Raw genomic sequence first — 15,133 nt, 5'->3', positions numbered from 1 at the left:
TATGTACGCAATTGTAGAGATGGCAGGGCAGCAGTTTAAAGTTGCGAAAGACCAAAAAGTGTACGTTCACCGTTTACAAGCTGAAGAAGGTAAAAAGGTAACTTTTGATAAAGTACTTCTTTTAGATGATAATGGTAGCGTTACTATTGGCGCCCCAGTCATAGACGGTGCGGCCGTAGAGGCCAAAGTCGTTAAGCACCTTAGAGGTGATAAAGTAATCGTTTTTCATAAGAAAAGACGTAAAGGTTACAGAAAGAAGAATGGTCATAGACAATCTTTGACTGAGATTGTTGTGGAAAGCATTGTTGCTAAGGGAGCTAAGAAAGCTTCTCCGGCAAAGACTAAAGCAGCAACAACAAAAAAGGAAGCCGCTCCAAAAAAAGAGGCAGCTCCTAAAAAAGCAGCTCCAGCTAAAAAGGCAACTGCCAAAGCAAAAGCTGATGATTTAAAGAAAATAGAAGGTATTGGACCAAAGATTGCTTCAACTCTAATTGAAGCAGGTATCGCTACTTTTGCTGATTTAGCGAAAGCTAAACCAGCAAAAATTTCTGAAATTATTTCTGAAGTTCGCGGTAATCATGTTACTGACACTTGGCCAGCACAAGCTAAATTAGCAGCTGATGGTAAGTGGGATGAGCTTAAAAAATGGCAAGATGAATTAGACGGTGGTAAGGCATAAGGTCAACCATCTGGTATAACAATATAAAACCGTAGAAAAATGGCACATAAAAAAGGTGTAGGTAGTTCAAAGAACGGTAGAGAGTCAGAATCGAAACGATTAGGTGTTAAGATTTTTGGCGGTCAGGCTGCAATAGCTGGTAACATTATCGTTAGACAGCGAGGTACAAAACACAACCCAGGTGAAAATGTTTACGCAGGTAAAGACCACACGTTACATGCGAAAGTTGATGGCTTGGTAAAATTTGAAAAGAAAGTAGGCGGAAAGTCTTATGTTTCTATAGAACCTTTTGAAGCATAAAATATTCTTTTTCTAAAAATATAGAACCCTCACCTTTGGTGGGGGTTTTTTGTTAACTAACTGTTAGGTTATTTTAAACTACCATGTTATTTTGACTAAAGTTGATTTAATCTTAAAAATTAACTAACCTCATATTATACCTATTTCCAAGTTCTTTGTGGTCTATAATTAACCACTCAGAAAATGAAAAGTAGTTTAAGTCTTTTAAGTTTATTTTTTACCTCATTTATTTTTGCTCAAACGGGAAATATTCAGGGCACCATTTCGGATGAAAATGGGATTTATGTACCTGGTGCTAGCGTTTATATCGCTTCAATTGAAAAAGGGGCAATATCTAACTTTGATGGTCGCTTTACCATTGTAGCGGTGCCGGAAGGCACCTATACACTAGAGATCTCTTATATTGGATACTCACCCGTTTCTCAAGAAATTACAGTAATTAATGGAGAAACAACAGTAGTGAATTTAAATATGAATTCCACTAATGTTGAATTAGAGGGTGTTGAAGTATCTGCCTATGGAATAAGTGGTACAGCAAAAGCGCTTAACACTCAAAGAACAAATCTTAACATTACCAATGTAGTATCTACGGACCAGATAGGGAAGTTCCCAGATGCTAATATTGGAGATGCAGTAAAGCGAATACCTGGAATTACTATGCAAGTTGATCAGGGTGAAGCACGAAATATTATTGTTCGTGGTTTATCACCACAACTTAATTCCGTAACCTTAAATGGTAGCCGTATTCCCTCTGCAGAAGGGGATAACAGAAATATTCAGATGGATTTAATTCCTTCAGATATGATTCAGACCATTGAAGTAAACAAAGCAGTAACTCCCGATATGGATGCTGATGCCCTTGGTGGTTCTGTGAACTTGGTTACTAGAACTGCTCCGCAAGGCTTTAGACTTTCTGCCACTGCTGGTTCAGGAATCAATTTTATTACTGACAAAAGAATTTTAAATGGTTCTTTATTAGTTGGCGACCGGAGTAAGGATGGCAAATTTGGTTGGATGGTGTCGGCCTCAATTAATGATAACGATTTTGGTTCTGACAATGTAGAAGCGGAATGGACTGATGAGTTTGCCTTTACCAACGAGGACGGTGAAGAAGAAGAGTTGGATGTAAATCCTTACACAAACGTAAGTGAACAACGCACCTATTTGGTACAGCGTATTCGTAGAAGTTTTGCCGCAAATTTTGATTATAATTTTAATGCGGACAACACTATTTATTTAAAGACCATGTATAATTGGCGAGATGATCGAGAAAATCGTTTTGTCTTAGCTCAAGAGATTTTAGACCCAGAGAATATTGGTGTTGATGACTTTACAATCACTAATGGGGTTCCTACAAGGTTCCCGGCTGAAATTGCTAGAGAAACAAAAGGGGGAATAAATAATGATAGAAATAAAAATCGACGGTTGGAAGACCAGAGAATGCAAAATTATAGTCTCGGCGGTAACCATTTATTTGGAAGCTTGAAAATGGATTGGATGGCTTCATATGCAAAGGCTTCTGAAGAAAGATTGGATGAACGTTATGCACAATATGTAGCGGAGTATTCGGTATTAAATGATAATACTGACCCCGAATTTCCAATAATGACCGCAGAAAATGCTGCAGATGTTAACGATTTAAGCGCTTTTGAGTTTGATGAAATCACCAATGAAACTCAATATACAGAAGAAGAAGATATTAACTTCTTCATTAATTTTGAACTTCCTTCTGATTTTTTTGGAAATGGTGATGGAACAGTCAAATTTGGTGCAAGAGGTCGTTTTAAAAAGAAGTTTAGAGATAATAACTTTTTTGAATTTGACTTAGAAGACCAATATCCAACTTTAGCCGATTTTCCGACTAAAAGCTATACGGATTCTAATTTCTTGGCTGGTAGTCAATACGAAGCGGGATTATATCCTGATGAGGTTTTCTTAGGTGGACTTGATTTGACCGATAACGCTGGCGAATCAGTTCCTGATGAATTTCTAAGAGATAATTTTGATGTTAGTGAAGATGTGTGGGCCGCATATATTATGGCAAACCAAAAGCTTTCAGATAAGTTAAGTGTTATAGCGGGTTTACGTTTAGAGAACACTAAAATAACAGCTACTGGAAATCAAATATTAGATGAAGAGGAAGTAATAGGAGAAACAACAAATGAAAGTTCATACACGAATATTATGCCAGGTCTGCACTTTAAATATGATGTTTCTGATAATACAATTTTAAGACTTGCTTGGACAAATACTTTAGCAAGGCCTAACTATGTTGATCTAACACCTTTCTCCGATCTTGTAGAAGGTGACGAAGAAATTTTTGTAGGAAATCCTGAGCTAGATCCAACAACATCAATGAATTTTGATGTAATGGCAGAACACTATTTTAAAAGCGTAGGTCTTATTTCTGGTGGTCTTTTTTATAAGAATATAAATGATTTTGTTTACACATTTATTTCTGAAGCTCCTGATGACTCATTCGGTGCCGGTTCAGCAGGATTTGATTTATTTCAACCTTTAAATGGAGATAAAGCCACTATATTCGGGGCAGAAGTCGCTTTTCAAAAGCAATTAGATTTTTTACCAGGCTTTGCTAGAAATTTTAGTTTGTACCTCAATTATACGTTCTTGACTTCAAGTGCTGATGGCATTCGTAATGAAGATGGTGATGAACGTACCGATTTAGATTTACCTAATACAGCACCAAATATGTTCAATGGTTCTTTAGGCTATGCTGACAAAAAGTTTAGTGCAAGACTATCATTAAACTTCTCAGATTCTTATATCGATGAGATAGGCGGTAATGCTTTTGAAGATAGGTACTATGATGTTCAAACATTTTTGGATTTTAATGCTTCATATGCAATCAATAATAAATTAAGACTTTACGCAGACCTCAATAATATTACAAATCAACCTTTACGTTACTTTCAAGGGGTAAGTGCAAGAACACAACAAGTAGAGTTTTATAGTCTTAGGTTTACTTTTGGCCTAAAATATGACTTATTTAAAAAATAGTTTAAGTTAGTTTAGCCTTAAAACCGTCCTTTTGAAAAAGAGGGCGGTTTTGTCTTAAATTGAATATTATGAAACAAATTAGTATCTTTTTTTTAGTCTTAATAGGTCTTACATCATGTAAAAAAAGCAAGCTTATTCCCATAAAACCAGACATTGTTACAGAAACCACATTAAATGATACTGATGACCCTGCAATTTGGGTAAATCCTAAGGATGCTTCAAAGAGCATTGTGTTTGGTACTGATAAAGAAACAAATGGCGCGATATATGCTTTTGATTTAGAAGGAAAAATAATTGAAGAAAAAACTATAAGAAACATTCAGCGACCTAATAATGTGGATGTGGAATATGGTTTTCAAATTAACGACACTACCCAAACAGACATTCTTGTTTTTACCGAAAGAGAAAAACAACAAATTAGAATGTATTCTGTGCCAGATATGAAACCATTGGATAATGGAGGTTTTCAAGTTTTTAAAGATGCCACAGAATTTGAGCAGAATTTACCAATGGGAATTTCGCTATATAAGTCACCCAAGGACTCTAAAATTTATGCTATTGTAGGCAGAAAAACAGGGCCTGCAACTAATTATCTATATCAGTATGAACTAAAGGCAGATAGCTTAGAAATTCAGTCAAATTTAGTTAGGAAGTTCGGCACTTTTAGTGGTCAAAAAGAAATTGAAGCCATTGCTGTAGATGACGAAATGGGTTTTGTTTATTATTCTGATGAAGGAGTTTGTATTCGAAAATATTATGCTGAGCCAAGTATGGGGAATGAAGAAATATCTTGCTTTGGCGGAGAATACTTTTTAAAGGATATAGAGGGTATCGCCATTGCGACTTATGAGCATGGGAAGGGGCAACTTATTGTTTCCAATCAGCAGCAGGGAGAGTTTAATATTTTTTCACAAGAAGATAACACATTTATAAAAGCTGTAAATCTTGCAACACTTGAAACCGATGGTTGTGAAGTTGTAACTGTGCCTCTTAATGATACTTTTCCTAATGGACTTTTTGTAGCAATGAACGATGCTAAGAACTTCTATTTTTATGATTTAAATAACATAATCCCTCAAAAATAAGGTAATCACAAATTTCTCAATTTGAAACCAAAATTCTTTTATCATCAAGTAAGTGGAGTCTAATATTTACTAACTTAGGCTAAATAACCACCTTAAAAATGAATAGAGGAGAATTTAATAGACTTGCAGCACTTGGAGCCTTATCATCCCTTTTAACCTATGATGCTAAGGCTGCCTTTAATAAGGAGAGCAAGGTTTATAACCAATCCATAGTTATAGATGGTCTCATTATAGGCAGAAACTGGGATAAAGCTTCTTTTGCCGCCCTCGCAAAGACCGGGTATTCCGGCTTTAATGTTTCCTTAGATTCTTTCAACTTAAATAGATCATTACTTTCTTTGGTAAATTGGAAAGACATTGTAGATGATAATAGTGACAAATTAATTCACGCGACTACTGCAGAAGACTTCAAGCGTGCAAAAAAAGAAAATAAAGTTGCAGTACTCTTTGGTTTTCAAAATTCGAGAATGATTGTAAATGATATAGATAATCTAGATATTCTATATCAAGCCGGAACTCGTTGGATGCAGCTTACTTACAATGAACGTAATTTGATTGGTGATGGCTGCACAGAAAGAACCAATGCGGGACTTTCCGATTTCGGTATAGAAGCAGTTAATCGCATGAATGAACTAGGTATTATTATTGATCTTTCTCATTGTGGTAGACAAACTACCGATGATGGTATTGAGTTCAGTAAAACTGGGGCAATGATTAACCACTCTATGTGTGAGGCACTACATAAAAATCATCCCCGTGCTAAAACAGATGCACAGATAAAAGCTATGGCAAATAAAGGAGGAGTAATGGGTATTATATGCCTTGGCTATATGTTAGGGCCAAACTTAGGTGTTGATACAACTCTAGAAACTTACGTAGACCATATAGATCATGCTGTGAAAGTTGGAGGGATAGACCATGTGGGATTAGCTGCTGATTATCCGATACAAGGATTAGAGGCGAATGGCGCAACAAGAGAGAATTGGTACGTACCTCGATTAACACGGTTCAAACCTTCTTATAAAGTACAATGGCCACCGTGGATTCCTGAGCTTGATGAAACAGATAGATATCAAAATGTAACAAGACTTCTTGAAAAAAGAGGCTATAGCACTGGTGATATTGAAAAAATATTGGGTCTAAATTTCTTGCGGTATTATGATGAAGTATTGCAGTCTTAATTTATGTTTCTCTTTTCCTTTCATTTTAAAATAGTTTAGCACATGACCAAAACACCTCTTTTCTTATTCCTTTTTATTGGCTTCGCTGTTCAAAGCCAATCGGTAAAATTCATTACTAATAACAGGTTAATCTTTGGAACTCATATAGAACGGACTGCTTCTATGGGTGTAGGTGATTTAGACAATGATGGTGATAAGGACGTGGTTTTAGCTAATGGAAGACATTGGCCTGGTCAAAATAGGATTTTCTTTAATAATGGTAGCGGAAAATTTTCGGTCTCTAAACCTCTTGGTGCTGAAAGAGCAACTAGCTATTCAACAGAGTTAGCCGACTTTGATAATGATGGGGACCTTGATATCGCCGTAGGTAATGATATGGCACCCAATTGCCTTTTTATAAATGACGGTAAAGGAAATTTTACTAAAGCAGGCAACTTTGGAGAAAATTATGCACCAACGAGAAATATTATTGTTGCAGATATTGATAATGATGGTGATGAAGATATTCTAATTACCAATAGAGGAAGACAAAATGAAATATGTCTAAACAATGGGAAAGGAAAATTTAATCAGTCTCTTGGTTTTGGTAGTATGAGTGATTCTACTATTGATGTAGAAGTAGCAGATATGGATAATGATGGAGATAACGATCTTATACTAGCCAATAGAGATGAACAACAAAATTATGTTTATATAAACAACGGTCAATTAAATTTTACAACAAAAGTTCCTTTTGGCAGTGGAAAAGATAATACCAGAGCTGTTGCCATCACAGATGTAAATAATGATGGATATCTAGATATTGTTAGTGCTAATATTGGCGAACCTAATAGAATCTACTTCGGGAGTAGTACTTTAAAATATGAATCTCAAATAGTATATGATTCCGTTTCGGATAATACTTCTTCATTAAGCACTGCAGATTTCAATCTTGATGGAAATGACGATATCGTTGTTGGAAATTTTAGACAACCTAATCATGTTTTTATCAATTCAAATAATGGAAAGAATTGGGAGAAGATTACTTTATCAGATAAAGATTCTTTCACTTATGACATTTATACTGATGATTTAAATAGAGATGGTTTGCCGGATATTGTAGTAAGTAATTCTGATGAAGTCAATAGATATTACTTTAATCGTTATAAAGACTCTGCGCTAGAAAATATAGATCAAAAAGGAGTTTTTTTAGTTTATCGGAGACAGTCTTTAATTGGAGAAGAGACATTCAATATTGTTAACCAAAAAGACAACCTGCGTATTGAGTCTTTACAAGGTGAAAATGAAAGAGGTAGAATATCTGGTGTTCAATCAGTTTTAGAAGTAACTAAGGATGGATTTTCGCCTCAATTTTATAGTAGTATCCGAATTGCTCGTGGAGACACAACAAACATTTTTAAAATGGAGTTGCACGATAATCAAGCAACAATATTGGAAGAATACTTTGACCCTGTTACGATTAATATCAAGGAGGCGTTTTTTCCACTTCATAGCAATATTCCAGCTGCTATAGAAATGATGCTATATCATTATTATTTTAAGAATGGAGAATGGCCAAAAGGCCTAACTACTTTGCCCCGAGGTAAAATTGAGATTAGGCATACGGCTAAAGACACCATACAAATTAAGGGGAAACAGCAAATACTAGATAGATATGTTGTTGAAGGAATCAATTGGGGCGGTAGAACGGTTTGGCTAGATAAGCATAAAAATCTCGTTGCTTTAGTTAAAGCTAATACCCAAATTCGAGAAGTTATTAAAAGGGGCTATGAATCCGCCATGTCGACTTTTATAGCAGGGCATGTCGCAGAACAAATGACAGATTTAGCAACATATACCAAAAATCAAAAGAAACAACCATTCAAAACTATTGCTTTAGTAGGCGGAGATATAGTAGATGGTATTCATGATAAAACCCAAAAAAATAAAGTTTTACTTATCCAAGATGGACGTATTGCCAAGATAGAAGATGAAGGCAAAATAGAACTTCCGACGGAGGCAAAAATTATTGATGTAAAAGGAAAAACACTCATTCCTGGGCTTTGGGATATGCATGCTCATAGCAATCAAGTACCATGGGCACCTGCCTACTTGGCCGGAGGCGTAACTACAATCAGAGATAATGGTAATGAGATTGAGTTTGCTACCGCTTTTAGGGATGCCATTACAAAAGAAGGTAAACTAGGGCCAGATATTCTCTTAGCGGGAATGACCGATGGACCTGGAAAAAAAGGTAATGGAATTATTCGAGCCAGAACGGAACAAGAAGCAAAAGATGTAGTAAAAAGATATATTGACCTAGGGTATAAGCAGATAAAAATTTATAACTCAATAGAACCTGACATCTTAAAAGTGCTTTCCGAAGAGGCACATAAAAGAGGGGTTACAGTAACTGGACATATACCTACACCTGTTGGAACCGTTGCAGATGCTGTAAAATTGGGAATGAATATGTTTAGTCATGATAGAGCGATAACCTCATTACTTTTTCCTAATGAGAAAAAAAAGAATTTTGGGAAACTAGAAATAGATTATAATGCGATTAGTAGTGATCAGATTAAAAGAGCAACTGACTTTCTATTGGAACATAAAATTGTTTTGGATCCTACAATGAATATAAGAATTATCACTTCTTTACAGGAGGGAAAAGCTTTAAAAACAATTGAACCAGATGCGCCAAGAATAGCTTATGAGTTATGGGAACCCAAAAGGAATAGAAAGGGAGTAAGTCTAGAAGCATCACTAGAGCGAAAGGCTAGATATACCAAGTATTTAGAAATAATAGGACACTTTTTTAGAGCAGGTGTACCAATTGTAGCGGGTACAGATAATATAGTGCCGGTTTTTAGTTTGTATCAAGAAATAGAGGCATACCATAAACTTGCAAAGCTAACTCCTTTTGAGGCTATTCAAACCGCCACCATTATCCCAGCTAGGGTAATGAAGATGGAACAACAAACGGGTAGTTTAGAAATAGGCAAAGAGGCTGATATAGCTATACTGGATAAAAACCCGCTTAAAGATATTTCTAACCTAAGAACGGTTTCCGCAGTAATTACGAATGGTAATTATTATGATAGTAATGCGCTCTGGAAAGAAGCTGATTTTGAACCGCGTAAAAAAGTAGAAAATGAAAAAAATTAGTCAATTACTTATTCCGATAATTATTTTAACTGGCATTGTTTCATTTGGTCAAGAAGAGCCCGAAAAAGATTATGATCCAGAGGCCAAATTACAAGAATTAGGTATCACCTTACCGAGTCCCCCACAACCTGTAGCTAATTATGTGAATGGGGTACAAACTGGAAATCTTATCTTCTTAGCAGGTAAAGGGCCAAGATATGCCGATGGCACAGAAATTACAGGTAAGGTTGGTAAAGATGTTACTATTGAAAAAGCCTATGAAGGTGCACGCCTTACGGCAATTAATCAACTTGCTGTACTCAAATCAATGCTTGGTAACCTTAATAGAGTAAAACGTGTTGTTAAAGTGTTGGGTATGGTTAATTGCGAGCCTTCCTTTGTAGATCAACCCAAAGTCATTAATGGGTTTTCTGATTTGATGGTTGAAGTATTTGGAGAAAAAGGAAAACATGCAAGGGCAGCTGTAGGTATGGCGTCTTTGCCCAGAGGTCAATGTGTTGAAATAGAATTGATTGTTGAAGTTTATGATTAGAATTTAGTCATAACATTAAAATTAATCATTTAAAATATCTCGAATAATTTTTAGATGATGGTTGGTATGCACATCAAGAAATCGTCTGGTTTGGTCACGATCTAGTTGCTTAAATATGGGATGTTGAAAATTTGCTTTCTCATTTAGATCTGTGATTTTTTTTAAGTTAATTTTTGCTAGACTTAACTGTCTTTCAAGACTATCTAATAAAACAACTTCGGGTGGTCTTACATTTTTTGGTGACTCTGCAGCTCCTCTTGGAATTATACCAGAAGTATGTACAAAAGTTCTTTGGGGACTAAAATTTGAACGAAATGCACCTGGATCAGAATCGATTAACTTTTTCGAAACTTGATTGATTGTCTTTAACATATGATCTAGGTGCCAAGCAACATTCGCCTTCGAAACTTCAGGATTTGCAAAATCTCTTTTGGAAAATAACTTTTCTATTTCACCAAATTCTTTATTTAAAAAATCTGGTGAAGTTTCACGTTTTCTCAATTGAACAAAGGCGATAAGGCCAATTATAATTATCCCTAAAATGAGCGCTATTTTCTTCATCTTTTTAAACTGTTTTCCAACCCCACCATATAAAACGAGTTTTTGATAGTTTTTTTCTATTTAGGCTAAAGGTAGTAGTCTTTATTTCTTTTGCATTCTTTTGAGTTTTTTCTTTTACTTTTTTCATGATTGTTGCTTTTGATTGTTGACTATATGACGCTTAAAATTGAAACTTGTAACCAAAATCAGGAAAAAATCCTATTTGGTCTACTTGATCAACTTGATTTGTCAATCGGTTATATCTTCTTGTGAAAATATTTTCGTTTGCCGTTATATTTTGCAAATCAAAATAAAGTTGATGAGAACGTTTTTTGTTTTTGCTGTTAATTTTAATTCCAAACTTAACGTCCCATCTGAAATAGTCGTCTAATTGTTGGCTGAAAGCTTCATCTTCTCTCAAAATTTCGAAACCGGCCAACTGCGACGCTTCTAAATCTACAGGAGTAAAATAGCGTCCACCAGAATTGGTGACACGAGTATCGACAAAAAGAGTTTTATTTCCTGAATTTCCAATTTTAAATTCTTTACCCGCCAAAATGTTAATAACATAACCATTATTAAAGGGGCTATTTCTTTCAATACCATCACTACCTTCATATTTACTTTCAAAGAAGGAACCAGTAAATAGGCCATAATACCCTTTGCTAAAAAATTTCTCCAACGTAAATTCAATACCTTGATTGAACCCAGTTCCATCATTTACCAATGATACTCGGTCATTTTGAAAAATAAAATCTGCACCTTCAGTTAAACTTGAATAACTAGAGGGATTAGATTCAACACCAGCTCCATTAATATCTTGGCGGTATAACTCCAATTTTCCTCTCCATGAATTCCCTAATTTAACATCATAACCTAGAACAAAATGACTGCTTTGAACAAAGTCTAAGTCTTTATTGGTCTGTGAAATGTTTCCACCAACATTTTCATTTAAAAAGAGTAAAGGATATGGGATATTTTGATAATGCAATCCGTAACCAAAATTAAGGGCGTGATTAGGTGAAAATTGATAATTTACGGCTGCTCTGGGCCCTAAAGCGAATTGTTTATTTAATGTACTGTATTGCGAATGTAGACCGGCATTTAAGGTTAAAGTTTCGCTTAATCTTAATTGACCTTGAATGTAAGGTTGAATAAGACTGATGTTCTCATCAATGTCGGTAAAGGTTATTAAATCAGGATAACCGTCTCCATTTGTATCTGCTTGCTCGTTTCTATCTCTCAATAGATTTTGAATATTAAAGTTTTCAAATAGTAATCCTGTTCTAAAGCTGAATTTATTAGTGACTTTATTATTAAAAAGTGTAGAAAGTGTAAACCGTACTTCTGTATTATCAGCGTCTGTAAATCTTATCAAACGCTCTTCGGGGGTATTTTTGTCAATAAATCTATCAGCAAAAAAAGTATTTCCGGAATAAGATCCAGAAAGTATAGTTTTTAAATACGCTTTGTCTCCAATACTTAAATTGTACTTAAGTCCGAGTACTCCGAATTTAGAGTCGGCAAAACTATTTTCATCTTCTGCAGCGAACAGATCTTTTTCATCAATATCATCACCGAGAAACTCAATATCTGAACCTCCTAAAATGCCAAAAAAGGATAGACTGCCGTTATTAACCTTTCCAAAATCGAGATTAAAAGATAGGTCATTGTAATTGGGTACGGCTGAGGTTCCACCAGCTCCTACACCTAATAAACCAACCAAGGAATATCTAGCAGCAACAACAAAAGACCCTTTGTTAGTGCCCAAAGGACCTTCAGCCATGGCTTCAATACCTGTAAATATTCCTGTTTGCAATGTGTATTCATAAGAATCTGGATTTCCTGTTCTAAACCCCAAGTCAAAAACACCTCCTATAGCATTTCCGTATTCCGCCGGGAATGCTGAAGTAATAAAATCTGAATTTTTTAAAAGATTTGGATTTAAAGCAGAAACAGGTCCACCAGTGGTACCTGCGGTTGAAAAATGATTCGGGCTCGGAATAGGAACACCTTCCAGTCGCCATAAAAGTCCAGTGGGGCTATTACCTCGTACCACAATGTCATTTCTACTATCATTAGGCGCAGAAACTCCTGCAAAGTTAGCTGCTAACCTACCTACATCACTTCGCCCTCCAGAAAATCGAGTAACTTCTTCTACTCCAAACTGTCTAGCAGAAACGGTTGCTAATTTGTTTAGTGCCTTATCTTGGTTGGTATTATTCGTCAGAATAATTTCATCTAGTTGATTAAATGATTCTAAAAGACTGATGTTGACAATAACTTGTTTTCCTGCGGTTACCTCAATGTTGGGAAGCGTTAAACTCTCGTATCCGATATAACTAATTTGTATAGCATGCCGACCTAATGGCACATTTTCCAACGTAAATCTGCCATCAAAATCAGTAATAACTCCTGTTGCTGTTGCTACATTAAGTAATTCAATAGTTGAGCCTTCCAGTGGTTGTTCTGATTGTTTATCAATTACTACGCCCTTTATAACACCTGTTTGAGCAAAACCTAATTGAAACGTTGCAATTAGCAATAATAATACTAAATTCTTCATGACTTTTTTGTTTGATTTACTCAAAGATGAAAAGTCTGTTTGCCTATGATATGCACTAAATTTATGTATCGTTAATTATTCAAATAGGCTGTTGATTTAGCTTTTAAAGCGAAAAATCTTGATTAAGTCTTTAGATTACAGTTCAGATGAGATAGCTACAATTCAAATCAAATATCAACAGTAGAAAAAAGGTGTTATAATAACAACTTAATACTTATGTATCTTTAAAGTTGCGATGAAAGGTTTTTTTAGTAAAAAAGGAGTTCATAAGTTTTTGTTCCGCTGGATGGTGGTCAATGTGGTGTATTTTGCGGTTAAGATGACCATGGAGCATGACGGAAAAGAATATGAAGGGTTATTTACTTCAACTAGTCTGTTTTATTATGTCAGCGCTTTTTTCCTTCTTATGCTCACTTGGGAGGTAAACGATTATTTATTAAAACGTCATAAAAAGTATTGTCGACTTAACCTTAAAAGAAGTTTAAAGATTATATGTATTAACATGTCAATCATGTTGCCTATGTGTGCTTTAGTGTATTATTTAGCACAATTTACATTTAAAGAAGCTTGGGGAATTGTTTGCCCTAATGGACCGGAGCAACAATTTATTATAGACTTTTCAAGAGGGGTTTTAATTGGAATGGCCGTCATTTTTGCTAATATGTTTCATTATGCTATGAATCACCATGATGAATTGGAGAAACAACTAGAAGATTTACAGAAAGATATGTTGGCGTCACAATACGCTTCATTAAAAAATCAAATTAGCCCTCATTTTTTATTCAATAGTTTAAACACATTAACATCTTTAATGTATGAGGATAGAGATTTGGCTTCTGATTTTGTAACTAGGTTGGCTCGAAGTTATCGGTACATTTTAGATAATCGCGAACATGATTTAGTAACATTAAGTAAGGAACTTGGATTTTTGGATGCTTTTACTTTTATGATGGATGTGCGCCATAAAGAAGCCGTAACCATTGACCTTAATATAAGCGTGGACCCAGAGCGATATTTAATACCAACCCTCTCCTTACAAATGTTGGTTGAAAACGCCCTCAAGCATAATTTATATAGCAAAGAAAAGCCCTTAAAAGTTTCAATTTCAACGATTAGCAAGGATGCTTTAGTTATTAAAAATAATTTTCAAAAGAGAAATTTAAAGGAAAAGACAACTGAATTAGGTATTAAAAACATTAAAAAGAGATATGCTTTTTACACTAATAAACAAGTCCTAGTTCGTAAGGAAAGCGATTTTTTTGAAGTTATTATTCCTCTTTTAAGTGAAAATATCACTAAAATGAATTTAAAAGCCATTTCTTAATGAAAGCTATTATCGTTGAAGACGAAGAGTTTGCAGCTAAACGTTTAGGGCAATTGGTTAATGAACTGGCCCCTGATATTAAGCTTGAAGCAATACTTAATTCCGTTGAAAGTGGCTCAAAATGGTTTAATAAAAACGAACAACCTGATCTTGTTTTTTTAGACATTCAATTGAACGACGGGTATGGCTTTGATATATTGGATGGCCTTGAAGAACATCCTCCAGTCATTTTTACAACTGCTTATAATGAATTTGCTATTCGTGGTTTTAAGTACAACGGTTTAGATTATTTATTAAAACCTATCGTTAAAGAAGACTTGAAAAAGGCCTTAGAAAAATTCAAAAAAAATATTACCAGAAACGGGAATGGGGCGACCGAAAATCTTGAACATTTAAAACAGCTTTTTCATAAAGAGTATAAACATCGATTTATGGTTAAAGTAGGTAATATGTTTAAGTCTTTTAACGTGGAAGATATTGCCTATTTTAAATCACATGAAGGTATGATTTGTTTACAAACACATTCAGGTCAATCATATCCAATTGAATATACTATTGACCAATTGGAGAATATCTTGAATCCCGTGCACTTTTTTAGGATTAACAGAAAATTTATGGTTTCGGTAAAGTCAGTAACCGAGATACATAGTTACTTTAATAGTCGCTTACTACTTAAAATTCTACCTAAAGAGGAAGAAAAAGTTATTGTTTCAAGAGAACGAACTACAAATTTTAAGCGCTGGTTAGATATGTGATTTATCCAA

At 34.9% G+C, this 15,133-nt stretch carries 12 protein-coding genes; 9 read left to right on the top strand and 3 right to left on the bottom strand.

From position 1 onward, the window contains the following. Position 1 precedes the first annotated feature (1 nt). The 7 genes from rplU (at position 2) to RM542_RS01030 (ending at position 9,939) form a co-directional block, all read left to right on the top strand. Entirely contained in the window at positions 2-679 is a 678-nt protein-coding gene (gene rplU / locus RM542_RS01060) for a 50S ribosomal protein L21 (protein ID WP_311383851.1), read from the top strand. Positions 680-718: 39 nt separating this feature from the next. Beyond that, positions 719-979, top strand: a complete 261-nt coding sequence (rpmA, locus tag RM542_RS01055) for a 50S ribosomal protein L27 (protein WP_311383850.1) — start codon at positions 719-721, stop codon at positions 977-979. A 183-nt stretch (positions 980-1,162) separates the two neighbouring features. Next, positions 1,163-3,997: a TonB-dependent receptor gene (locus tag RM542_RS01050; protein ID WP_311383849.1), complete on the top strand. Its 2,835-nt coding sequence runs from the start codon at positions 1,163-1,165 to the stop codon at positions 3,995-3,997. Between the two features lie 68 nt (positions 3,998-4,065). Beyond that, positions 4,066-5,082 carry a phytase gene (locus RM542_RS01045; RefSeq protein ID WP_311383848.1) on the top strand — a complete coding sequence of 339 codons (1,017 nt, stop codon included), beginning with the start codon at positions 4,066-4,068 and terminating at the stop codon, positions 5,080-5,082. A gap of 98 nt (positions 5,083-5,180) precedes the next feature. Further along, positions 5,181-6,263 (top strand): membrane dipeptidase, encoded by a 1,083-nt coding sequence (locus RM542_RS01040; RefSeq protein WP_311383847.1) that lies wholly within the window; start codon positions 5,181-5,183, stop codon positions 6,261-6,263. Between the two features lie 42 nt (positions 6,264-6,305). Next, positions 6,306-9,407 (top strand): FG-GAP-like repeat-containing protein, encoded by a 3,102-nt coding sequence (locus tag RM542_RS01035; RefSeq protein ID WP_311383846.1) that lies wholly within the window; start codon positions 6,306-6,308, stop codon positions 9,405-9,407. Next, positions 9,394-9,939, top strand: coding sequence for a RidA family protein (locus RM542_RS01030; RefSeq protein ID WP_311383845.1), 546 nt, complete (start codon positions 9,394-9,396; stop codon positions 9,937-9,939). The genes RM542_RS01035 and RM542_RS01030 overlap by 14 nt, the downstream gene beginning before the upstream one ends. 21 nt (positions 9,940-9,960) lie before the next feature. On the opposite strand, the gene RM542_RS01025 is transcribed toward RM542_RS01030, so the two are convergent. From RM542_RS01025 to RM542_RS01015, 3 genes are read right to left on the bottom strand one after another with little or no spacing between them, the layout of a single operon-like run. Beyond that, positions 9,961-10,500 (bottom strand): DUF1569 domain-containing protein, encoded by a 540-nt coding sequence (locus tag RM542_RS01025; protein WP_311383844.1) that lies wholly within the window; start codon positions 10,498-10,500, stop codon positions 9,961-9,963. Positions 10,501-10,504: 4 nt separating this feature from the next. After that, on the bottom strand, positions 10,505-10,627 hold the full coding sequence (locus RM542_RS01020) for a hypothetical protein (RefSeq protein WP_311383843.1): 123 nt from the start codon (positions 10,625-10,627) through the stop codon (positions 10,505-10,507). Between the two features lie 33 nt (positions 10,628-10,660). After that, entirely contained in the window at positions 10,661-13,045 is a 2,385-nt protein-coding gene (locus RM542_RS01015) for a TonB-dependent receptor (protein ID WP_311383842.1), read from the bottom strand. A gap of 235 nt (positions 13,046-13,280) precedes the next feature. Here RM542_RS01015 and RM542_RS01010 point away from each other — a divergent pair, with 235 nt between their 5' ends. Next, a complete protein-coding gene (locus RM542_RS01010) occupies positions 13,281-14,369 on the top strand; it encodes a histidine kinase (RefSeq protein ID WP_311383841.1) in 1,089 nt (362 codons plus the stop codon). Beyond that, positions 14,369-15,124, top strand: coding sequence for a LytTR family DNA-binding domain-containing protein (locus RM542_RS01005; RefSeq protein WP_311383840.1), 756 nt, complete (start codon positions 14,369-14,371; stop codon positions 15,122-15,124). Before RM542_RS01010 ends, RM542_RS01005 begins: the two co-directional genes overlap by 1 nt. Positions 15,125-15,133: the final 9 nt, after the last annotated feature.

Origin of the sequence: Croceitalea sp. P059 (assembly GCF_031846365.1) — a bacterium.
Classification (GTDB): domain Bacteria; phylum Bacteroidota; class Bacteroidia; order Flavobacteriales; family Flavobacteriaceae; genus Croceitalea; species Croceitalea vernalis.
This window is presented reverse-complemented; position numbering and strand designations above follow the sequence as displayed.